The organism is Natronococcus sp. CG52, from assembly GCF_023913515.1.
In the GTDB taxonomy this organism is placed as follows: Archaea; Halobacteriota; Halobacteria; order Halobacteriales; family Natrialbaceae; genus Natronococcus; species Natronococcus zhouii.
Window position 1 is genome coordinate 2,582,791 of record NZ_CP099391.1, and the last position, 19,585, is coordinate 2,602,375.

A 19,585-nucleotide genomic window follows, 5' to 3' on the forward strand; every position below is an offset into this window, starting at 1 on the left:
CGAGTTACTTTCTCTATTTTTGTCAGTAGTGTGGAGATCTGTACCGGCACGACTCACCGTCCGCGACATAAACCGTCGTGGATACGCGGAAGAACAACTATCGTGATTGAACCGTGCGTATGGGAGCATGCAATCGAAATCGTTCGCCGAGGACGAAATTGTCGACTTCTACAACGACACCGCGTGGGAGTACCGCTTCTTCTGGAGCGATCTCAACCTTCATTACGGGTTCTACGACGACGAGCATTCGACCCATCAGGAAGCCATGGAGAACTCGAATAAGGTCTATGCCGACAAGCTCGACGTCGACGAGACGGACACGGTCCTAGACATCGGGACCGGACGCGGCGGGCTCCCGACTCACATCGCGGCCGAATACGGCGCCGACGTCCACGGAATCGACATCGACCACCGTCACGTAGCGGAAGCGAGAGACAACGCGCGCAAACGCGGCGTTTCGAAGCACACCGAGTTCGACGTCGGCGACTACCACGATATCCCGTATCCCGACGAGACGTTCGACGCGGTCTCGGGGATCGAAACGGTCTGTCACTCCGAACGGAAAGGCCGCGTCCTCGAGGAGATCCACCGCGTTCTCAAACCCGGCGGTCGCCTCATGATCGCCGACGGATATATGAGTCGGACAGAACTGACGGATCCCGAAGCGGAGAAGATGCGAACGGTCCTCGACGGCTGGGCCGTCCCGGAGCTCGCCCACATCAGTGAGTTTCGAGAGATGCTCGAGACCCTCGGATTCACGGACGTGACGTTCGACGACCACTACGATCGGATCGTTCCGTCCTCCCGCCGCCAGTGGTGGCTTTCGTTCGGCGTCACGCCCCTTCTCAAGATCGCGTCTACGCTCGGGATCAAGAACGAGTCGTCGGTCGACCAGGGGATAACGCTCTACCACCAGCGCGACATCATCGAGCGCGGAATTGCCGTCCACGGCGACTTCACCGCCGAACTCCCGGAATGAGGGCGGCAATACGAGAGACGGTGCCGAGTATCAGCGCCGACCGAAGCGTTGTCGTTTCCGTTCCAGGTAGGGGGATCTATTTTTCGTTTCCTTCCGTAGTGGATGTGACAAACGTTACCGAGAAGTACGTTCACAACGATGAGACCGTCGTAAGATGAGATACGCAAAATGTATTATCATTCCTGACGGCGAGGGATTGCATCCGGTCGATCGGCAGATTGCGGAGAATCCCGACGTCACGCGGGAACTCCTGCACAATGTCAACCTGCTCGCGAACGAATCGATCGTTACACTCTATCAACTCTCGGGCGACAGAGACGCGCTCGAGTCGATCCTGGACGAATCGGCGATGGTCTACAAGTACCAGCTCTCGGGTGCCGGCGACGAGATTCACGCGTACATCCACATCAAGGCCGACGAACGGCTCGTTCAGCTGTTGAGCGTGATCCGGAAGTTCGAGTTCATCTTCGATACGCCGCTCGAGTACACACGACGGGGCGGACTCCGCGTGACGGTGATCGGCGATGTCGGGAGCTTCCAGAAGGCCCTCCCCGACGTTCCTGACGGGATCCGACTCAAACTCCTCAAGACGGGTACTTACGAGCCGAACACGGACCGCCTGTTCTCCCAGCTCACGGAGCGACAACAGGAAATCCTCCGGACTGCCGTCGATCTGGGATACTACGACGTACCCCGAAATGTGACTCACGAAGAGATCGGCGCGGACCTCGGCTGTACCGGCGGAACGGTCGGCGGCCATCTGCGAAAGATCGAGGCGAAGATTCTCACGCAGATCGTTCCGTGACGATCGATCGCGTCTACGCGTACGAACGGAGGCTGCGATAGACCAGCGGCGATCGGAAGATTACGTGTCTCGCAGGTATACCTCGAGTTCTGGGACGGCTACCGGGAGGTACCGATTCTGTCCGACGACCCGAATCGTCGACCGCGATCGGTTAGAAGCTGAAGAGGTCGACGCCGCCGGTGACGCCGACGACTTGGCCCGTGATGTAGGTAGCCTGTTCGGAACAGAGGTACGCGATCAGGTTCGCGACGTCTTCTTCCCGTCCGAGCCGTCGCATCGGTGTCGCCTTGGCGATCCGGGCGAAGTGTTCGTCGACCTGCTCTAGCTGTTCGATCGGCAGATCCGCGAGCGCCCCGACGACGATACTCGGTGTGACGACGTTACTCGTGATGCCGTGTTGGGCGCCCTCGAGGGCGATCGTCTTGCCGAACCCGATCAGGGCTGCCTTCGTCGCGCTGTACGACAGCTGTCCGAAGCCGCCTTGCCAGCCGGCCATCGACGACATATTGATGATCCGACCCCACTCGCGTTCTTTCATGCCGGGGTAGACCGCGCGAGTGACGTTGTAGGTGCCCGTCAGGTTGACCTGCAGGTCGCGATCCCAGACCTCGTCCTCGAAGTCTTCGATCTTGTCGCGAGCGTCGACCAGCCCGGCGTTATTGATCAAGATGTCGATACCATCGACGTCCTCCTCGACGGCCGATACCGTCTCCGCGACCGCGTCGCGATCGGTCAGATCGCACTCGATTGCGTAGCCCGTCCCGCCCGCGTCCTCGATGTCGCCGACGACCGTCTCCGCGGCGTCGACGTCGACGTCGAGTGCGACGATCTCGGCACCTTCCTCGGCGAGTACCTCGCAGTCGACGCTTCCGATACGACCGCCCGCCCCCGTGACGAGCGCGGTCTTGTCGTCAAGTCCGAAGTTCATACCTCGAGCAATAGCGGCGACGAGGAAGGCGATTGCTCGCCGAATCGCAGGCTGTTTATCACGTTTCTCGTCACGATCCGACGGCCCCGTCGACCGCCGCTCGTCCGGGACCGACTCGTCGGCGCTCCGTCGGGCCCAGGCCGTCGAAATCGTCCTTCAACCCCCTCGGATACCAGTGAGTACGCTTTAGCGAACCAGTGGTAGTAACGTGAACGAATGTCAAACGAGACGCTCTGGTCGACGGAGTACGAACGGTTCGGAATCCCCGAAACGCTCGAGCCGTATCCGGATGAACCGGTCCATCACCTCCTGTACGACGCCGCGGACGAACACCCGGACCGGGGGATCGTCCAGTTAGGGGAGCGATTCACCTATCCCGGCCTCCGCGAGGACGTCGAGCGGCTGGCGACCGCACTGTGCGAGCGCGGCGTGGAGAAGGGAAGCCGGGTCGCGACGATCCTCCCGACGTCCGCGCAGTTCGTCGTCGCCACGAACGCCATCTCGCGGGCCGGCGGCGTCCACATCCCGAACGACTTTCTCGACGCCGAAAACGATCTGGTCTACCGCCTCGAGCAGGGCGATCCCGAGGTGCTGATCGGACACGACGAACACCGGGAGCTCATCCTCTCGTTACGGGACGAACTGGCCCTCGAGAACGTGATCCTCACGTCGCTTTCCGACTACTCGGACGATCCGCCGGCCGACCGCGAGGAGATACCCGGCGTCGAGTGGATAACGGACGTCATCGCGACGACGAAGCCCGATCCGCCGGTCCTCGAGTTCGACGTCGAGTCGGACGTCCACACGCTGTTGTTCACCGGGGGCACGACCGGGCTGCCGAAAGGCTGTCGACTCACGCACCGGAACCTCGTCGCGAACGCGCTCCAGGGCGTCGCCGCGCAGTCGCGGATGGCCCAGATGATGCGCGGGAGCGAGGCCGCGGTGATGGCGCTGCCGATGTACCACGCGTACGGCTACTCGATTACGAATACCCTGCTCGAACTCGCTCTCGACGTGCTGATCGTCCCCGACGCGCGCGACACCTCGCACGTGAGCGATCTGGTCGAGCGCCACGAACCGCTCATCATGCTCGGGGTGCCGACCCAGTTCATGGAACTCGTCGACGAGACGTTCGAGTCGGAAGTCATCGGGATCTCCGGCTCCGCACCGCTCGCCAACGAGACGAAGTCCGAGTTCGCGCGCGAGGCCGGCGGCGTCTCCCAGGGGTACGGGCTCTCGGAGATGTCGCCGATCACTCACTTCGACATCCACGGTCTCCACGACCTCCTCGCCGGTGGAGGGACCGACGACGGGCTGGACCATCCGACCGTCGGGATCCCGGTTCCCGACACGGACGTGAGACTCCGCGACGTCGATACCGGCGAGGAGATTCCGCTCGAGCGCGCCGCCGAGGAGGGACTCGAGGGCGAGATGTTGGTCGACGGCCCCCAGCGGATGAAAGGCTACCTCGACGAGGAAAAAGATCCCTTCGACGACGAGGGATACGTCGCGACCGGCGACGTCGCGAAAATCGATTCCAAGGGGCGGTTTTACGTCGTCGATCGCGTCAAGAACATGATCAACGTGTCGGGGCTGAAGGTGTACTCCGAAGAGGTTGACGAGGTCTTGCACGCCCTCGAGGGCGTCAAGCGGCCCGCAACGATCGGCGTCCCCGATCCCGAGCGACCGGGCAGCGAGCGGGTCCGGATCTACATCGAAGCGGATCCGAACGCGGACGTCGAGCTGACCGAACGGGAGGTGACCGACCACCTCGAGGGGAAGGTGCCGAAACAGGCGATCCCCTCGGAAGTGGTGTTCGTCGAGCGGATCCCGCTGACCGACATCGGAAAGACAGACAAGAAGTCGCTGCGGGACCGGGCGACGGCCGGTACGGACGCCGGGTGACGCGCCCGAGATCGCCGGCCGGAATATAAAGCTCCGCTTATTCCACGGATCAAACTGTTCGACGTGTATCCGGTATCCACTGACGGCGGGATTCACCCACCGGGTGAGCCCGAACCGACAGTCATGACGGACGACGAACTCATTCAGGACATCGACGAATCGCTCGACAAATCCGACGACGAACTCGAGGACGAACTGCCGGCGCTGCTCGAGCAGATGGAGGGACGCACCGAGGAACTCGTTCGCGAGTATCCCGAGACGTTCGGTCGCGTCGTCCAGCGCATGGAGACGATGGACATCGCGTCGTTCGTCTCCGACAACCCCGAGACCGCCGACCAGTTCCAGGAACTGCTCTGGGCCGGTATGAACGTCCTCGTCGAGGAGTCGCCGGACGTGCAGGAGAACATCGACGACGACATCACCGTCAACTTCGAGGCCGAGGACTGCCCGATGGAGGGCCATCTCGAAGTCGATAGCGAGGAGCAGACGATGCACGGCGGGTCGGGCCGGCTCGACGACGCAATGCTCGAGATCACCGGCCCGGCGGACACGCTGGTCGGTCTCATCGTCGGCAGCGTCGACCCGATCCAGGGGTTCATGCAGCAGAAATACCAGATGGACGGACCGGTCCACAAGGGAACTCGCCTCGCACCGATCATGAACTCGCTGTCCGAGAAAGTTCCCGCGGAGTCATAGGATGCGTCTGACCGACGACCAGACGGCGTTTCGCGACGATCTCCGGGACTACCTCGACGCCGAGATCGAACCGATCGTCGACGAGAAGGACCGCAACGGGCCGATGACGCGCGACGACCTGGTCGGCTACCTCGACGACCTGCAGGAACTCGGAATCGGCTTCACTCCGGATACGGTCCACCGGTACTTCGGCGACGTCTGGCGGTTCGTTATCGCCTCCGAGGAGATCAGCCGCGTGTGGCCGAGCCTGAACGTCGCCCTGCAGATGTCGTTCCCGGCGCTGTTCGTCCGGTTCGCCGCCGACGAGACGCAGCAGGCGATGCTGCCGAAACTCGAGGAGAACCGGTGTATCGGCTGCCTCGCGGTGACCGAACCCGAGGGGGGCTCCGACACGGCCCACCCGAACACCGTCGCGCGTAAGGACGGCGAGGAGTTCGTGCTGAACGGCGAGAAGGTCTGGGTCGGCAACGCACAGATCGCCGACGTCGCGCTCGTCATCGCCCGCGACGCGTCCGAGGGGGCGCAAGATATGTTCCTCGTCGATCGCGCGAACGCCTCCTTCGAGACCGAGGAGATGAACAAGTTGGGCTGGAAGGGCGTCCCGAACGGGCGGATGATCTTCGACGACGTCCGGATCCCGGTCGAGAACCGGTTTTCGACCATCTTCGGCGACGCCATCGCCGACGGCCACGGCATCTCGGAGATCGTGCCGTTTCCCGAGAGCGTCAGCCAGCTCTTCTTCGAGCACAAACCGCTCAACGTCATGTTCTCGTTCATGCGAACGGGGATGGCGTTCATGGCCGTCGGGATCATGCAGGCCGCGTTCGACGACGCGCTGGCCTACGCCCAGGAGCGCGAAACGTTCGGCGAGCCGATCGGTCAGCACCAGCTGGTCCAGGAGAAACTCTACGACGTCCGGGCGGCGATCGAGGCCTCGCGGGGGCTCTCGCGCAGTGCCGCGGAAGCCCTCGTCGACGGTGATCCCGACGCGCGGCTGCTCTCGTCGCTCGCGAAGGGATACGCCTGCGAGCGCTCGATCGAGGCGACGAGCGACGCACTGCAGGTGCTCGGCGCCGCCGGGCTCGACCTCGAGAATCGCATGGAACGGTACTACCGCGACGCGCGGGTGATGACGATCCCGGACGGGACGACCGAGATCCAGAAGCTCATCGTCGGGAAGGAACTGACCGACATGAGCGCCTACTGACTCATCGGCTCGCTCGAAGCTCGTTTTCCCTCGCGGACGACGTGCCGGCGTGCTGGTGCACGAAACCCGACGGTATCGCGGTGTATCCGCTCGAATTACGACGCAGCTCCAATAAATAACCGCGGATACGCGGAACAACACTGAGGCACGTTACCGGTAAACGATACAGATGATCGATCATGGCAGACGCCGATACCACCACCGGCGCCGACGGCAGTTCCAGCACAGAGGCCGACAAGTCACCGTTTCGCGCCGCGGTGACACCCCTCTCCGGAAAAGTCAACGCTCTCGAGGTCGACGTTCGGGAGATCGAAGCCGCCCTCGCGGGTGGACTCGCCGGCGGGTTTCAGGCGGCGTTGGTACTCCAGTTACACGATACCGACGCCATCAGGCAAATCGGTGCGGTCTTCGGCGCTCCGACGCTCGACGGCGGCTGGATCACGATGCTCGTTCTGGGTGCGCTGTTCGCGCTGCCGTTTAGCGCGTTCATCTCGAGTTCGATCGACTCGTTCGTCCAGAAGGTGATGATGCTCTCGAGTCGTAACGACTATCTCCGGAAACTCCTCGTGCCGCTACTCCAGCGGTCCGCGCTCACGACGACTACCCTCGGCCTCGGCAACGGGTACGGGGTCGCCGTGGGCGTACTCTTTTCCCTGTTCCTGATGCCCGCGTGGCTGACGTTCGTGATGGGTGTGCCGATGCCCGTCCCTAACCTTACGGGCGATGGCCTCTTCGGCGTCCTCGCGTGGACGCTGTACGGCGGGACGCTCGGACTGGTGTACGGACTGATCCTCGAGTACTAGCGGCCTCCCGTTCGCGCGAAGCACTGTAGTGAACGACTCGTCTCGTCGGCAGCACGACAGACCGCGGCGCGTCCAGTGACTGTGCTTGCTCGAGACGACGACGACAGCCAGCGGAGCAGGCAGTAACCCCGAGCGAACACCGCCGAAATCGGCGACGAGTCGTCGCCCGCCGGTTGACAGCCCGCCCTCCGGAACCGAATTCAGAAGATGAACCGGGACTCGACGTCGGCGGAGATTTCCGCCAGATCGACCGCCGCGTCGGAGTACTGCAGGATCTTCTGCATGTCGCCGTCGAGTTCTAACTCGCCGGACATGAGCATGTTGATGACGTCGCCCTCGCCGCGGACGAGCTTCGTCCACTTCTCGTACTCGCCGGCGAGACGGAACCCGTACTCCCGCTCGTCGAGATCGGTGATCGTGGCAATCGTTCGACAGTCGCCGTCGTAGAGATCCAGATACGCGTAGATGGTGCCGTCGTCGGCCATGTTCTCCTCGAGCTGTGCGATCAGCTCGTCGAGGAGGTCAGGTAGTTCCGCTCGGAGTTCCGGCCAGATTCGATCGGGGAGCTCCGCCATCGTCGTCTCCAGCAGCTCCGCGGCGAGTCGGTCCTGGTGCGATCCCTCGCGGTCCTCGACGCGCTCCCGGACCGCCGGCGGGGCGTCCTCGAGGAGCGCTTCGATCCGGTCGTCGGAAAGCGCCGAGAGTTCGTCGTCGGTTGCGTCGGCGATCTCCGGCGGGAGGTCGGTGAGCGTACTGGTCTCGATCGGGACGTCTTCGATCTGGAAGATGAACGAGCCGTCGAAGTCGACACCCCAGCCGGCCGAGCTCTCGGCGTACTCGTCGCTCTCGTTGATCGCCGCTCGATACTCCTCGAGCCACGGTTCGGTCGGGAAATACTGTTCGATCGGTCGGAGTTGGTGCGTACTCATGGGTGGTGATCGGATCGCTGTCGACCCGATATAACTCTGTGCTCATTGTGAACACCCGTTGCGATTTCTCCGGTCATCCGAGGGTGTTTATGGCGGTCTACCGCGTTAAAGAACCTCGAATCCCTGCGAGAACGCCCATGCTCCAGTCGCTGATTATCCCGGTGTACGGTCGACGTGAACGACGATCCGGATCCGCCGATCTTTCCGAGTCAGGCGTGGCTCGCGGAGACGAAGACGAGATCAACGACGACGAAGCGTATCGGATCGCGAGCGACGGCTAGGGCGTCGGATTCGACGGCGACTTCGTCTTCGAGATGACTCGGATTCCCACCGACGAGATGGGTTTTCGCACGATGCCGAGGTACCTGCAGGACGAATTCGACACGTACGTCATCGAGGACGACGAGACGGGGTCCACCGGTTACGCGTATCTCGGACTCGAAGGCGGCAAGTGGACGGGCGCACGGCGCCTCGAAGGCCCCGAAGAGGCCGAGTACGGCTTCCTACTCTTCGCGACCGCGGAGACGGGGAAGTCGCTGCCGGAAGGTGAACTCGAAATCATCGACGGCCCGACGGACGGCGACTTCGAACTCGACGGCGATATGCAGACGATTCTGCGGTGCTCCGACTCCGCCGTTCGACTGACGGCACCGTCCTCGTCGATCGACGCGGAGTTCGCGGGCGAGTGGCCCGAGATCATCGAAGCCGAGTGATTCGATATCCGCTGTCCCACCCGGTATTTTCCGTGGATTGCGGCGAGCGACCGCCCGCGTGATCGCTTCGACCGATCGCCCGCCGCGTAATTCGATCACAAATACCGCCTCGTATCCGGGGACGAACGCTAAAGCCGCCGAACCCGGTCGTTCGACGTATGACAGACTGGTTTCCGTCCGGAGAGTGGCTCGAGGAGTACCGCGCCAACCTCAACGAGGACGACGCCTACGCCGCCGAGAGCGACGGCTGGGGCGTGGATTTCAACGGGGACTTCCTCTTCGTCCTGACGCGACTGCCCCTCGAGGAGACGACCTTCGAGGACCTCCCCGACGAGTTGACCGCCGACCTGTACGACCGGCTCGACGCGCTTCCCGACGACGAGTTCGATCGCCTGCGGGAGACGGCGACGCCGGCCTTCGACGAGCGACTCGAGTCCGTCGAGGGCGACGACGGGCCGGAACGGTTCCGGCGGGCGCTCGCGGACGTGGCCCTCGCCGACGTACCGAACGTCGTCTGGCCGGAGCTCGAGGAGCTGATCCGGGGTGATCTCGACTCGCTGCTCGAACAGCTGGAGACGTACGTCGACGGTGCGACGGTCCACGCCTACCTCGAACTGGAAGACGGCACCTGTCGGCGGGCGGACCTCGTCGAAGATCCGGCGGCGTGCGATCCGGGGTTCGAACTCGAGGCACCCTACGAGACGTGGACGGACCTCGTCGAGGGCGCCGACGTCATCGAATCGGTGATGTCCAACGAGATGGGACTCGAGGGGAGCGTGACGCGCGTTCTCCACTACGGGGACGCCGCGGCGGCGATGGGCGACGTCGCCGGCGAAACTGACGCGAGGTACCTGTTCTGAGACCGCGTCGCGACGAGACGGCGGCCGCCTTAACTTCAATAACCGGTTATCCGAGCGGATAGTCTCATTGCTAGAACCGGTTAATTATTCCTGTGCCACAAGTTACCACAACACCCGGATTTCGGGCGGAACGGATCGATACCTCGAGCAAGTGGTACGACCTCTTTCAGAAGGGGGTCGAACTCGGGACGTGGAACGTCGAGAAATTGTTCGAGGAAGTCGGCTTCGAGGAGGACCGCGAGATCTGGGAGTCGCTCGACCCCGTCGAGCAAAAACAGATTCGGTACCTCGTGTCGGGCTTTCTCGACGGCGAGTTCGCGGTCGGAGAGGACGCGAGCCATCACCTCCAGCGCATCGTGGGTGCGCCGTGTTTCGACGACAACGAGGAGATGGAGATGTACATGACGATGTTCACGCTGACCGAGCACAAACACACGCAGTTCCTCGACGTCTACACGCACGAGGTGATGGGTGAACAGGACGTGTTCGCGGATCTGAATCCGAAGCGGGGCGGCGCACGGATCCCGATCGTGCAGGCGACCGGTCTCGGCGAAATCTTCGACCGGCAGGGCCAGTTGACCGCGCGAGCCGCCCACTCGCAGGATCCCGTCGACATCGCCGAGGCGCTGACGGTGTACCACATGATCGTCGAGGGACTGCTCGCCCGCGGCGGCTTCTACTCGATCAACAAGCTCTCGCGGAACGCCCCGCTGCCGCTGTTGAATCACGGGTTCAAGTTCATCAGCACCGACGAGGGACGGCACATGACCCACGGCGTCGAGGCGCTGGGCGAGCTCATCGAGAAGGAACGCGCCGGCGAACCCGAGTTCCAGGGCGTCAGCCGGGCCATCGAGAACGTGCTCTACGAGAACGTGCCATCGGTCGCGGACTTCGGCTACATGTTCACGGACGCCGTCGACGACCCCCTCGAGATCAGCTTCGACGACCTCCTGATGCGGGTGGGCCACCTCATCGACGGCCAGTTCAACGAAGCGCTCGACCTCGACATCGACCACCGCAAGGTCGTCGGCCTCGTCGCCGACCGTCATCAGGAGTGCCTCGAGAAGGATATCGACGAGGAGGTCCGAGAGTACCGGGAGGTCTATCAGCGCAAACGCGACGTCGCGGCCGACGGAGGCCGATAACATGACGGATGTCACTGAACTCGAGGAGCTATCGCGCGGTGCCGAGTTCACCGCGTCGGAGGAAGACGTGATCGAGGCGATCGAGGAGGCCGCCGACGAACTCGACCAGAGCTTCGAGGAGGTTCGGGAGAACGTCGCCTACATCATGGATTCGACGTTCGAAGACGAGGGCGTCAGCACGTCGTTCAACGAGAGTATCAGCGGAACCAGCCTAGAGCACGACGAGGTCGGCACCGGTGACCCGCGACTGGAGGCGCTGGATCTGTACAAACTCCGTCAGCGAATATAGATGTACGACGTCACGCTCCACTTCGAGGAGAGGACGGAGACCGTCGCGGTCGCGCCGGACGAGTACGTTCTGAACGCGGCCGAGCGCGCCGGTCTCGAGATTCCTCACTCCTGTCGTAACGGGATGTGTACGTCGTGTGCCGGCGAGTTGCTCGAGGGCGAACTCGACGGGAGCGAGGGGACGGCGCTCTCACCGCAGCAGGAGGACGACGGCTACGTGTTGTTGTGCTGTTCGTACCCGCGAACGGACTGCGAGATTCGGGTCGGCGAACGCGTCCAGGACGACCTGCTCGGGCTCGGCGCGCTCTGAGCCGGGGTCGCCGACGGGTTCGGTCAGGTCCGTTCGTTTTCGCTCGAGCGGGTAGTATCGACGAGTTCGTTCCTACCGTGGCTCGACGCGGAGCGGATCCTCTCGGGAGTTCCGATCAGCGGTAAATAGCTCGTGGTCCCGGAACGGGCGTGCCTCTTTCCGACGCTGTTCGTAGACGGTTTCCGCCCATTCGCGAGCCTCCGGGGAAGCCGTGTCGATCACGGCTTCGAGCTGGGCTGTTTCGGGATCGTGACCACAGATGCCGATACAGTCGTCCATGACGTTGAGTCCGCACCGGTTGTCGTCCGGAAGGGAATCGTGAAGCAGGACGGTGCAGTTGTCACACTCGAACGCTCGAGCGGTGAGATCGGGGTTCCAGTCCACGATCGCCCGGAGGACCGGACGGGAGTAGATGTACTCCATCTCCATTCCGTCGATCACGCGCCGACAGAACACCTCGAGGTTGCCCGACTTGTAGATCGTCGTTCCGAGCCCTCGAATGGAATCCGTCGACTCGAGCAGGTGCGTAACCCGTTCGACGGGCTCGTAAGGGTAGTTCGGTCCGGGATACGAGACGACGGCGTCCTCGAAGTACTCGACCGCGAACCCCTCCATCGCTCGGGGAAGCCACTGCCAGACCTCGCGGAGCGTTTCACCCGTTCGCATTCCCTCGCGCAGGTCCAGGAACCGAGCGGTAACGTACTCGCCCAGCGGCGTGAGTTCGTAGGCTGGACCGCTGCGGACGATCCAGGAGCGGTCCTCGAGGTCGCGGACGACGCGTCCGATCGTGGGGTCGGACGCCCCGGTCGCCGCGCGTAGATCGCGCCGATCGTGCCGTCCGTCGAACAGCGCTTCCAGCGCCCCGACGCGGTGTTCCGACCGCGCCAGAAACTGGATGTCCCGAATCGCGGAATCCATGTGAGTTGTTCGCATAGGCGGTATAATACTCTTCGTGCGAGGTGCGAATATCGGAGCGAGACGGCGAAACGACGTCCGCCCTCAGCAGTAGTTCACCCAGAATTTGTGCCCGGCAGGACAGTGGACGACGCTGTGGTCTCCGAACGCTGCGACGGACGGGCTCGCCGTCGGTTCGACCTCGTTATCCGGCACCGATACCGCCACGCGTTCGTCGCACTGTGGACACGCGACCGCCGTACCCTGCTCCGGATCCGTCGGCACCGACGTGGATCGTCCCATTAGGCACTCTCGTCCAGTTTCTCTGCCATGTGTTCGAGGACCGCAGCGTGTTCGTCCTGCGGGCTGAACATGACGATCTCGGAGTCGTCGTTCGCTCGAACCGTGTGGCCCGGCGGCCAGTAGAACAGCTCGCCGGCCTCGGTTACGTCCTCGCTTCCGTTCGTGTAGCTGGCGGTGAGCGTTCCCTCCAGGACGTATCCCCAGTGAGGGCACTGACAGCGATCGTCCTCGAGTCCCTCCAGGAGCGGCGTGATATCCGTCCCCGAAGCTAGCGTGAAGTATTCGCCGCTGAGCTCTCCGTACTGGCTCGCGTCCCCGAACCCCATCTGCTGGCGCGCGATAGCGTCCGGCGTGTCGATCCTGACTGTCACATCCCGTTTGGCTTGTCTCATTTCGTTCACCTGCGCTGGGAGACGAACCCGCCTGCTGCGCGTGAACGCCGCATCCGAGTCCGGCACGACAGGGGGCGGCCGGTAGCGGTTCGCCCGTCGAACCGGCCGTCTGCGGCGATTGCCTCCCGTACTACGACGGTCGGTCCCGAAGAAAGTGTACTTATCTAGTGAATATTTTCACTGGGTGACGTTCGTGACAGTTTTCGTGATGGATTCGGTTGAACGATAGCGAATCTCTTCCGATCACACCGGCGAGGTGCGGTCGGGCAGCGTTTAAAGATAACCGCGTTTCCGAGGGGTCACGCTAACGATTGCCGGGGATGATGGCACCGCTACAGGCTATGCGTGCCAATTCCACACGGGTGAAAGGGAGCTCGGATCGAATTGCGGGCTCGCGCGAGTCGACGGCCGGCGCCCGCGGCGAGACGGTCGTTCGGCCGCCGGGGTCGGATCCGCTCACCGACCGCAACCGGGATCGGACGGGGGGACGCTGATCCATGCAGGAGGCGTTCTACGAGGGAGACCGCTACGACGTCGGCGACGACATCCTCGAGCGCCATCGGTCGACGGCCGACGCGGTCCTCTCGCGGGATCGGTACGGACATCTGATCGACGGCGACTGGGTCGACGGCGTCGACGGCGAGGAAGGCGTCGCGATCGACGCGACGACGGGCGAGCCGCTCGCGACGGTCCGGATCGGCACCCCGGAGGACGTCGACCGGGCCGTCGAGGCCGCGAGGAAGGCGTTCGACGGAAGCTGGGGGCAACTCTCTCCCAAGCAACGCGCCGAACGCCTCGAGGAGATCGCCGATCGGATCGAAGAACGAAAGACGGAGATCGCGAAGATCGACGGCCTCGAGGCGGGGAAGCCGAACGTCCACGCCCTGTTCGTCGACTGCGAAGTGCTGATCGAGCAGTTCCGACACTTCGCCGCACTCGCGCGGTCGGTCGACGAGGGTCGCGTCGTACCGACGAGCGACGAGAAACGCGTCTTTACGAGCCACGAGCCCTACGGCGTCGTCGGTACTATCTCCGCGTGGAACTTCCCCGCGATGTTCGTCGCGTGGAAACTCGGCCCGGCGCTGGCTGCCGGGAACACCGTCGTCTTCAAACCGTCCGAACGAGCCGCGCTGTCGACGCTCGAGATCGCGCGTCTCTGTGACCGGGTCCTCCCGCCGGGGACGATCAACGTCGTCACGGGCTTCGGTGAGGAGGTCGGTGCGGCGATGACCGCCCACGAAGGAATCGACAAGTTGACCCTGACCGGGTCGTACGCGTCGGGCGTCGCTACCCTCGAGAACGCCGCCCGGACGATTACGCCGACGTCGCTCGAACTCGGCGGGAAAAGCCCGAACATCGTCTTCCCGGACGCCGACCTCGAGAAGGCGATCGAGGGGACGCTCGTAAGCATCTTCTTCAACTCCGGTCAGCAGTGTACCGCCGGCTCGCGACTGTACCTCCACGAAGCGGTTCGAGACGAGTTCCTCGATCGACTCCGGGACGCGGTCGCGGACCTCGAGGTCGGCGATCCGCTCGGTCCGACGACCGACGTCGGGCCGATGATCGACCACACGCACGCGGCGACCGTTCGTGACTACGTCGATACTGCTGTCGCCGACGGCGCCACGCTGTTCGCCGGCGGCGAGAGCGAGGCGATCGACGACGACCTCGAAGGTGCGCCGTTCGTCCAGCCGACGGTGCTGACCGACGTGGACGACGATGCGACCGTTGGCCGTGAGGAAGTGTTCGGGCCCGTACTGTCCGTCTTCGAGTGGAGCGATCGCGAGGAAGTCCTCCGCCGCGCGAACGACACGACCTACGGGCTCGCCGCGGGCGTCTGGACCGAAGACCTCGGAACGGCCCACGAGTTCGCCGCAGACCTCGAGGCCGGAACGGTCTGGATCAACACCTACAACGACCTGTTCGATCCGGCGCCCCACGGCGGGTACAAGGAGAGCGGCATGGGTCGCGAACTCGCCGAGGAGGCGCTCGAGGACTACTCGCAGGTGAAGACGGTCAAGGTGAACCTCGGCGGGGTGCCGAAGTTCGGCTGAGCGGCCGCGCGGACGAAGCCGGTCCGTTTCGACCGACCGACAGCGACAACACCCCAATTATTTATAATTATTAATAATTAACTTTATGGTCGAAGACGTCGTGCGAAACGGTGTGAAAGCAGTAGTCTTCCAGGGCGTGAACGAACCGCTCGAGGTACGGGAGGTCGACCGACCGGAGTGCGAGGACCACGGCGTCGTCGTCGAAACGGAGGCCTGCGGGGTCTGTCGAAGCGACTGGCACGCCTGGCAAGGTGACTGGGACTGGATCGGGTTGATCCCGACGCAGGGGCTGATCTTCGGGCACGAACCCGTCGGCCGCGTCGTCGACGTCGGCGACGACGTCGAGCGCTTCGACGAAGGCGACCTCGTAACGAACCCGTTCAACTTGAGCGACGGGACGTGTCCGTACTGTCGGGCGGGACGGGCGAACATCTGCGAGAAATCGGTGCCGATGGGATTCGTCTCGTTCCAGCAGGGCGCGTTCGCCGAGGAGTATCCCGTCCGGAACGCCGACCAGAACCTCGTGTCCGTTCCCGAGTCGGTCGATCCGGCCGAGGTCGCGGGTCTCGGCTGTCGGTTCGCGACCGCGTTTCACGGAGTCGTCCACCGTGTGGACGTCACCCCCGGCGACTGGGTCGCAGTCCACGGCTGTGGCGGCGTCGGTCTCTCCGCAGTCCACATCGCTAGCGTGCTCGGTGCCAACGTCATCGCCGTCGACGTCGTCCCCGACAAACTCGAACTGGCCCGGGAACTGGGTGCCGTCGAGACGGTCCACGTCGCCGACGTCGACGACGTATCGCAAGCCGTCAAATCGCACACTGACATGAGCCGCGGCGTCGACGTCTCGATCGATGCGCTCGGAATTGCAGAGACGGTCCGCAATTCGGTCGATTCGCTCAGCAAGGGCGGCCAACACCTTCAGATCGGGATGACTACCTCCGAGGAGGGCGGCGAAGTGTCCATCCCGGTCGACACGATGGTCACCGACGAACGCGAGTTCTACGGCTCCTACGGCATGCCACCGAACGAGTACGACGAAATCTTCCGGATGATGGACGGCGGAACGCTCGAACCGGGAAAGATCGTTACAGAGACCTGCTCACTCGAGGAAGTTCCCGACGTGCTGGATCGTCTCGGCGAGTACGACACGATGGGAATCCCGGTCTGTACCGAGTTCTGAACTTCCACGACACGCGCAGTCAACGGGGAACGTCCAGCCGATTCAGAGGACTTGTTACCGGAGTCTCGTCCGACGATGTCTGAATGCTCCGGTACAGGTGCTCGAGGTGATCCAGTGTGCGACGAACATCGTACCGTTCGACGGCCGCTCTGGCGTCGCGATCCGTTCGGAGGCACGTCTCGATGGCGTCGGCCATTCTTTCGATATCGCCGTACTCGAAGCGTTCGCCGTTGGCGGAAGCGATCGTTCGGTCGAAGGGCGCGACGTCGGCCGCGGCAACGGGTGTGCCACAGGCGTTAGCCTCGAGCGTGGACAGTCCGAGCGTATCGGCGGTCGAGGCGGTTACGAACGTATCGATCGAGGAGTAAAAGATCGGTAACTCTTTTCGAGGGAGGAACTCCCGGAGTTCAACGTTGTTCGGCGCGTTCCGTTCGAGACAGTCGCGGTATGGACCCTCGCCGACGATGACAAACTCGTACTCCGGTAACTCCTCGGCAACCTCGAGGATATCGCTGACGTTTTTCTCCATACTGAGGCGACCGCTGTAACCGATTACGGGCTGATCGACGGCGGAATACCAGTCCTCATCAGTCGCCTGGAAGAATTCCATGTCGATTCCCACCGGGAGCGGGACGTGGTTGACATCACGTTCGATCCGCTCCGTCGAGGCAGTCACGATGTCGAAACGTTCGAGGAACGCGTTCTCCAGGGGGACGTACAGTTTCGCGATTGCGTTGGCAACCGACTCGAGTCTGACACTCTGGTGGAAGTACTCCTCGAGAGGCGTGTGGTGGGTGTAAATCGTCGGCAGACCGTGTTTCCGAGCGTAGTAGCGCCCGAGGATACTGACCGGTGCGGGACCGTGACAGTGGACGATGTCGAGTTCGGGGAGCGTCGACGGCCGCCTGAAGAGTGGAATTCGGTAGCCGGCGTAGAAGGGGTTGGGAAGCGATCTGACCGGGATCTCGCGACCACCGGGTTCGTAGTCGCCATCCGGGTAGACGACGTACACTTCGTACCCCTTCCGTTCTAACTTCTCTCGCCAGAGCTTGATCGTGTACGTTACACCGTCGATCTCGGGGAAGTAACTGTCTGTAAAGAATCCAATTTTCATTCAGACCACCTCCTCGTACAGGGACTGGTACTGGTTCGCAACCGCCTCGAGCGAGAACCGTTCGCTCCGGTCGGCCGCGTTCGATCCGAGTCGACGCCGGAGTTTTGGGTTCTCGAGCCGTTCGAGGGCATCTTCGAACGCGTCGACTCTCGACTCCAATCTCGGCCCCGACCCCGATTCTGACTCCGGTCCCGACACCTTCAGGCAGTCCTCGCCGTCCTCGAGCCACGAGAACGTCTCGATGTCGCGGACGAGAACCGGTTTGCCCGCGGTCATCGCTTCCAGCAGTGCGATCCCTTCGTTCTCCTCGTACGTCGGGAAGCAAAAGATATCGCCCGCCGCGTACGCACCGCGAATGTCGTCGATGTAGCCAGTGAACGTGCAGTTCTCTGGTGACTCTTCGATCAACCGTGTGGTCGCTCGGCCCTTCAACGAGAGGTTCAGCGGACCGAACCACGCGAAGTCCAGGTCGGGCAGCCGGCGAGCCAGCTCGACGAACGTCTCGAGTCCCTTGCGTTTGATGGCGTGGCCGACGAGAAAGACGACGGGAGGTTCAAGATTGTATCGCTCGCGGTACTCCGACTCGAGGGACTCGAACCCTTCGAGTTTCTCGCAATCGACACCGTTCGAGATGACGGTCGTCGGCGTGTCCGTGTAGGTTTCGATCAGCCGTCGGTTGTGCTCCGAGGGGCAGACCAGGGCGTCGGCCAGCCCGTATGCCCACTCGAGGTACGGTTTCAGCGGTTTGGCGAGAGCGTTAGTAAAGCGGAAGCTATCCCCGAAGTCTTCGGCTGTAACGTGCGTGTGGGCGACGATTGGTATGTCACGCGATTGCGCCTGATTCGCACACCAGATCGACCGAGGTCCCATAAGGTTGCAGTGGAATACGTCGGCATCGAGGGTTGGATCAGTTGTGTACTGCAGGTCCAGTCGATCCAGTATCTTCCGCTGATGGGCGACCGACTCGTGGATGCCGCCGGTGACGTACTCCTTGAACTCGAAGTAGTGGTTGATCTTCATTCCGGACATTCTGAGTCACCCTTGATCGGTCGAAACCGCCAGTGTGGACCGACGACTGTTGCGCTCGGTCGGTCACGGCGGTCGGTTACTCGACTTCGAGCCACGGTACCTCCATGAGCGGCGGGATGTGCGTCTCGATGTGGTGTTCCCAGACGCCTTCCTCGCCGAAGGCTTCCCCGTGGTCGGCGGTCACGACGACCCGCCCGTTCAGTTTCGGGATCAGGTCGGCGATGCTCTCGAGTACGATTCGAAGGTTCTCCTCGTACAGTTCGAGGGCCGCCTTCCGGGTGCCGTTCCTGACGAGATCAGCGGGATCGAGTTCGAGCCAGAGACCTGCTTTTTGCGCGAGTTCGCTGCTCTCGAGTTTGCGCTCCACTTTCGGACGGACGGTGTCTCCGAGGGACGAGAGCGCGCCGTCCCCGCAGTCGGCCGCCTCTTCGTCTTCTACCTGTCTCCGAATGCCTCTCTGTATTTGCTTGAGTTTCTGTCCCTTCCCGCGAGAGAGATAGGGCGCGTGCGGCTGCATGTAGTGGAGCACCGTCCGATCAGCTCGTTCGACAGCCTCAGAATGCGACCGGAACGCTTCCTCGAGACTCTCCGGCGGTACCGTTCCGAGCTCGTCATCCCAACCGGTCTTCCAGACGTCGAAAACGTCGCTGAGGTGGTCAGCGGCCGACCACTCGTAGTCACAGCTGGCCCCCCACTTGAGTTCGTTTAGTGGGATACCCAAATCGTTGATAAAAGGGTTTCCCGAGAAGTACGCGATGTCGTGGTCACCATCGAACGTCCGATAGGCCCACTCCGGCGTCGACGAACCGGCACTCCGGCATTTTTCTAGCGTCCCGTCTAGATACTCGCCGTAAACCTCACTGAACACGTCGTACCGACACGCGTCCAGCACGAAGCAATAGTCCCATTCTGCCTCGAGGAAGCGCTGATCCTCCATCGCTTACTAGCTTCTTTCATGTTGATCTACATATTCTTGTTGGTATTTGGACAGTTACTGTAACAGTCATATAGTGTGAAATGTCTCTTCTGCGATAGCAAATCGAAATCGATC

General features: G+C 62.7%; 22 protein-coding genes. 14 read left to right on the forward strand and 8 right to left on the reverse strand.

Annotated elements, in window-relative coordinates:
* Nucleotides 1-127: 127 nt before the first annotated feature.
* Both NED97_RS13020 and NED97_RS13025 read left to right on the forward strand, forming a co-directional pair.
* Complete coding sequence (locus NED97_RS13020; protein WP_252487455.1) at nucleotides 128-979, forward strand: SAM-dependent methyltransferase; 852 nt, start codon at nucleotides 128-130, stop codon at nucleotides 977-979.
* Nucleotides 980-1,133: 154 nt separating this feature from the next.
* Nucleotides 1,134-1,784 carry a helix-turn-helix domain-containing protein gene (locus tag NED97_RS13025; protein WP_252487456.1) on the forward strand — a complete coding sequence of 217 codons (651 nt, stop codon included), beginning with the start codon at nucleotides 1,134-1,136 and terminating at the stop codon, nucleotides 1,782-1,784.
* Nucleotides 1,785-1,935: 151 nt separating this feature from the next.
* On the opposite strand, the gene NED97_RS13030 is transcribed toward NED97_RS13025, so the two are convergent.
* The gene (locus tag NED97_RS13030) at nucleotides 1,936-2,712 is read right to left on the reverse strand and encodes an SDR family NAD(P)-dependent oxidoreductase (protein ID WP_252487457.1); all 777 of its coding nucleotides are present in this window, start codon (nucleotides 2,710-2,712) and stop codon (nucleotides 1,936-1,938) included.
* A gap of 216 nt (nucleotides 2,713-2,928) precedes the next feature.
* Here NED97_RS13030 and NED97_RS13035 point away from each other — a divergent pair, with 216 nt between their 5' ends.
* From NED97_RS13035 to NED97_RS13050, 4 genes are all read left to right on the forward strand, one after another.
* Nucleotides 2,929-4,617, forward strand: a complete 1,689-nt coding sequence (locus tag NED97_RS13035; RefSeq protein WP_252487458.1) for a class I adenylate-forming enzyme family protein — start codon at nucleotides 2,929-2,931, stop codon at nucleotides 4,615-4,617.
* A gap of 123 nt (nucleotides 4,618-4,740) precedes the next feature.
* A complete protein-coding gene (locus tag NED97_RS13040; protein WP_252487459.1) occupies nucleotides 4,741-5,313 on the forward strand; it encodes an SCP2 sterol-binding domain-containing protein in 573 nt (190 codons plus the stop codon).
* Nucleotide 5,314: 1 nt separating this feature from the next.
* Nucleotides 5,315-6,520, forward strand: a complete 1,206-nt coding sequence (locus NED97_RS13045; RefSeq protein ID WP_252487460.1) for an acyl-CoA dehydrogenase family protein — start codon at nucleotides 5,315-5,317, stop codon at nucleotides 6,518-6,520.
* A 179-nt stretch (nucleotides 6,521-6,699) separates the two neighbouring features.
* Nucleotides 6,700-7,323, forward strand: coding sequence for a hypothetical protein (locus NED97_RS13050; protein WP_252487461.1), 624 nt, complete (start codon nucleotides 6,700-6,702; stop codon nucleotides 7,321-7,323).
* A gap of 200 nt (nucleotides 7,324-7,523) precedes the next feature.
* On the opposite strand, the gene NED97_RS13055 is transcribed toward NED97_RS13050, so the two are convergent.
* Entirely contained in the window at nucleotides 7,524-8,252 is a 729-nt protein-coding gene (locus NED97_RS13055; RefSeq protein WP_252487462.1) for an SCP2 sterol-binding domain-containing protein, read from the reverse strand.
* A gap of 314 nt (nucleotides 8,253-8,566) precedes the next feature.
* Between NED97_RS13055 and NED97_RS13060 the strand changes: the two genes are divergently transcribed.
* From NED97_RS13060 to NED97_RS13080, 5 genes are all read left to right on the forward strand, one after another.
* Nucleotides 8,567-8,965 carry a hypothetical protein gene (locus NED97_RS13060; RefSeq protein WP_252487463.1) on the forward strand — a complete coding sequence of 133 codons (399 nt, stop codon included), beginning with the start codon at nucleotides 8,567-8,569 and terminating at the stop codon, nucleotides 8,963-8,965.
* 158 nt (nucleotides 8,966-9,123) lie between these two features.
* Nucleotides 9,124-9,825, forward strand: coding sequence for an FAD-dependent monooxygenase family protein (locus tag NED97_RS13065; RefSeq protein WP_252487464.1), 702 nt, complete (start codon nucleotides 9,124-9,126; stop codon nucleotides 9,823-9,825).
* Between the two features lie 92 nt (nucleotides 9,826-9,917).
* Nucleotides 9,918-10,970 carry a ribonucleotide-diphosphate reductase subunit beta gene (locus NED97_RS13070; RefSeq protein WP_252487465.1) on the forward strand — a complete coding sequence of 351 codons (1,053 nt, stop codon included), beginning with the start codon at nucleotides 9,918-9,920 and terminating at the stop codon, nucleotides 10,968-10,970.
* 1 nt (nucleotide 10,971) lies between these two features.
* The gene (locus NED97_RS13075; RefSeq protein WP_252487466.1) at nucleotides 10,972-11,259 is read left to right on the forward strand and encodes a hypothetical protein; all 288 of its coding nucleotides are present in this window, start codon (nucleotides 10,972-10,974) and stop codon (nucleotides 11,257-11,259) included.
* Nucleotides 11,260-11,568 carry a 2Fe-2S iron-sulfur cluster-binding protein gene (locus tag NED97_RS13080; RefSeq protein ID WP_252487467.1) on the forward strand — a complete coding sequence of 103 codons (309 nt, stop codon included), beginning with the start codon at nucleotides 11,260-11,262 and terminating at the stop codon, nucleotides 11,566-11,568. It abuts the gene before it with no gap.
* 72 nt (nucleotides 11,569-11,640) lie between these two features.
* On the opposite strand, the gene NED97_RS13085 is transcribed toward NED97_RS13080, so the two are convergent.
* The 3 genes from NED97_RS13085 to NED97_RS13095 form a co-directional block, all read right to left on the reverse strand.
* Complete coding sequence (locus NED97_RS13085) at nucleotides 11,641-12,486, reverse strand: helix-turn-helix transcriptional regulator (RefSeq protein WP_252487468.1); 846 nt, start codon at nucleotides 12,484-12,486, stop codon at nucleotides 11,641-11,643.
* An 81-nt stretch (nucleotides 12,487-12,567) separates the two neighbouring features.
* Nucleotides 12,568-12,765: a hypothetical protein gene (locus tag NED97_RS13090; protein ID WP_252487469.1), complete on the reverse strand. Its 198-nt coding sequence runs from the start codon at nucleotides 12,763-12,765 to the stop codon at nucleotides 12,568-12,570.
* Nucleotides 12,765-13,136, reverse strand: a complete 372-nt coding sequence (locus NED97_RS13095; RefSeq protein ID WP_252487470.1) for a cupin domain-containing protein — start codon at nucleotides 13,134-13,136, stop codon at nucleotides 12,765-12,767. Before NED97_RS13095 ends, NED97_RS13090 begins: the two co-directional genes overlap by 1 nt.
* 362 nt (nucleotides 13,137-13,498) lie before the next feature.
* On the opposite strand from NED97_RS13095, the gene NED97_RS13100 reads away from it, so the two are divergent.
* From NED97_RS13100 to NED97_RS13110, 3 genes are all read left to right on the forward strand, one after another.
* Nucleotides 13,499-13,651 (forward strand): hypothetical protein, encoded by a 153-nt coding sequence (locus tag NED97_RS13100; protein WP_252487471.1) that lies wholly within the window; start codon nucleotides 13,499-13,501, stop codon nucleotides 13,649-13,651.
* 3 nt (nucleotides 13,652-13,654) lie between these two features.
* Nucleotides 13,655-15,211 carry an aldehyde dehydrogenase family protein gene (locus NED97_RS13105; RefSeq protein ID WP_252487472.1) on the forward strand — a complete coding sequence of 519 codons (1,557 nt, stop codon included), beginning with the start codon at nucleotides 13,655-13,657 and terminating at the stop codon, nucleotides 15,209-15,211.
* Nucleotides 15,212-15,323: 112 nt separating this feature from the next.
* Nucleotides 15,324-16,391 carry a zinc-dependent alcohol dehydrogenase family protein gene (locus NED97_RS13110; protein WP_252487473.1) on the forward strand — a complete coding sequence of 356 codons (1,068 nt, stop codon included), beginning with the start codon at nucleotides 15,324-15,326 and terminating at the stop codon, nucleotides 16,389-16,391.
* A 19-nt stretch (nucleotides 16,392-16,410) separates the two neighbouring features.
* On the opposite strand, the gene NED97_RS13115 is transcribed toward NED97_RS13110, so the two are convergent.
* From NED97_RS13115 to NED97_RS13125, 3 genes are all read right to left on the reverse strand, one after another.
* On the reverse strand, nucleotides 16,411-17,505 hold the full coding sequence (locus NED97_RS13115; protein WP_252487474.1) for a glycosyltransferase: 1,095 nt from the start codon (nucleotides 17,503-17,505) through the stop codon (nucleotides 16,411-16,413).
* Nucleotides 17,506-18,525 (reverse strand): glycosyltransferase family 4 protein, encoded by a 1,020-nt coding sequence (locus tag NED97_RS13120; RefSeq protein ID WP_252490624.1) that lies wholly within the window; start codon nucleotides 18,523-18,525, stop codon nucleotides 17,506-17,508.
* Between the two features lie 85 nt (nucleotides 18,526-18,610).
* A complete protein-coding gene (locus NED97_RS13125) occupies nucleotides 18,611-19,471 on the reverse strand; it encodes a hypothetical protein (RefSeq protein WP_252487475.1) in 861 nt (286 codons plus the stop codon).
* Nucleotides 19,472-19,585 lie beyond the last annotated feature (114 nt).

Coding starts and splice junctions, on each gene's coding strand:
- NED97_RS13020 (WP_252487455.1), top strand. CDS start 128: ATGCAATCGAAATCGTTCGCCGAGGACGAAATTGTCGACTTCTACAAC.
- NED97_RS13025 (WP_252487456.1), top strand. CDS start 1,134: ATGAGATACGCAAAATGTATTATCATTCCTGACGGCGAGGGATTGCAT.
- NED97_RS13030 (WP_252487457.1), bottom strand. CDS start 2,712: ATGAACTTCGGACTTGACGACAAGACCGCGCTCGTCACGGGGGCGGGC.
- NED97_RS13035 (WP_252487458.1), top strand. CDS start 2,929: ATGTCAAACGAGACGCTCTGGTCGACGGAGTACGAACGGTTCGGAATC.
- NED97_RS13040 (WP_252487459.1), top strand. CDS start 4,741: ATGACGGACGACGAACTCATTCAGGACATCGACGAATCGCTCGACAAA.
- NED97_RS13045 (WP_252487460.1), top strand. CDS start 5,315: ATGCGTCTGACCGACGACCAGACGGCGTTTCGCGACGATCTCCGGGAC.
- NED97_RS13050 (WP_252487461.1), top strand. CDS start 6,700: ATGGCAGACGCCGATACCACCACCGGCGCCGACGGCAGTTCCAGCACA.
- NED97_RS13055 (WP_252487462.1), bottom strand. CDS start 8,252: ATGAGTACGCACCAACTCCGACCGATCGAACAGTATTTCCCGACCGAA.
- NED97_RS13060 (WP_252487463.1), top strand. CDS start 8,567: ATGACTCGGATTCCCACCGACGAGATGGGTTTTCGCACGATGCCGAGG.
- NED97_RS13065 (WP_252487464.1), top strand. CDS start 9,124: ATGACAGACTGGTTTCCGTCCGGAGAGTGGCTCGAGGAGTACCGCGCC.
- NED97_RS13075 (WP_252487466.1), top strand. CDS start 10,972: ATGACGGATGTCACTGAACTCGAGGAGCTATCGCGCGGTGCCGAGTTC.
- NED97_RS13080 (WP_252487467.1), top strand. CDS start 11,260: ATGTACGACGTCACGCTCCACTTCGAGGAGAGGACGGAGACCGTCGCG.
- NED97_RS13085 (WP_252487468.1), bottom strand. CDS start 12,486: ATGGATTCCGCGATTCGGGACATCCAGTTTCTGGCGCGGTCGGAACAC.
- NED97_RS13090 (WP_252487469.1), bottom strand. CDS start 12,765: ATGGGACGATCCACGTCGGTGCCGACGGATCCGGAGCAGGGTACGGCG.
- NED97_RS13100 (WP_252487471.1), top strand. CDS start 13,499: ATGCGTGCCAATTCCACACGGGTGAAAGGGAGCTCGGATCGAATTGCG.
- NED97_RS13105 (WP_252487472.1), top strand. CDS start 13,655: ATGCAGGAGGCGTTCTACGAGGGAGACCGCTACGACGTCGGCGACGAC.
- NED97_RS13115 (WP_252487474.1), bottom strand. CDS start 17,505: ATGAAAATTGGATTCTTTACAGACAGTTACTTCCCCGAGATCGACGGT.
- NED97_RS13120 (WP_252490624.1), bottom strand. CDS start 18,525: ATGAAGATCAACCACTACTTCGAGTTCAAGGAGTACGTCACCGGCGGC.
- NED97_RS13125 (WP_252487475.1), bottom strand. CDS start 19,471: ATGGAGGATCAGCGCTTCCTCGAGGCAGAATGGGACTATTGCTTCGTG.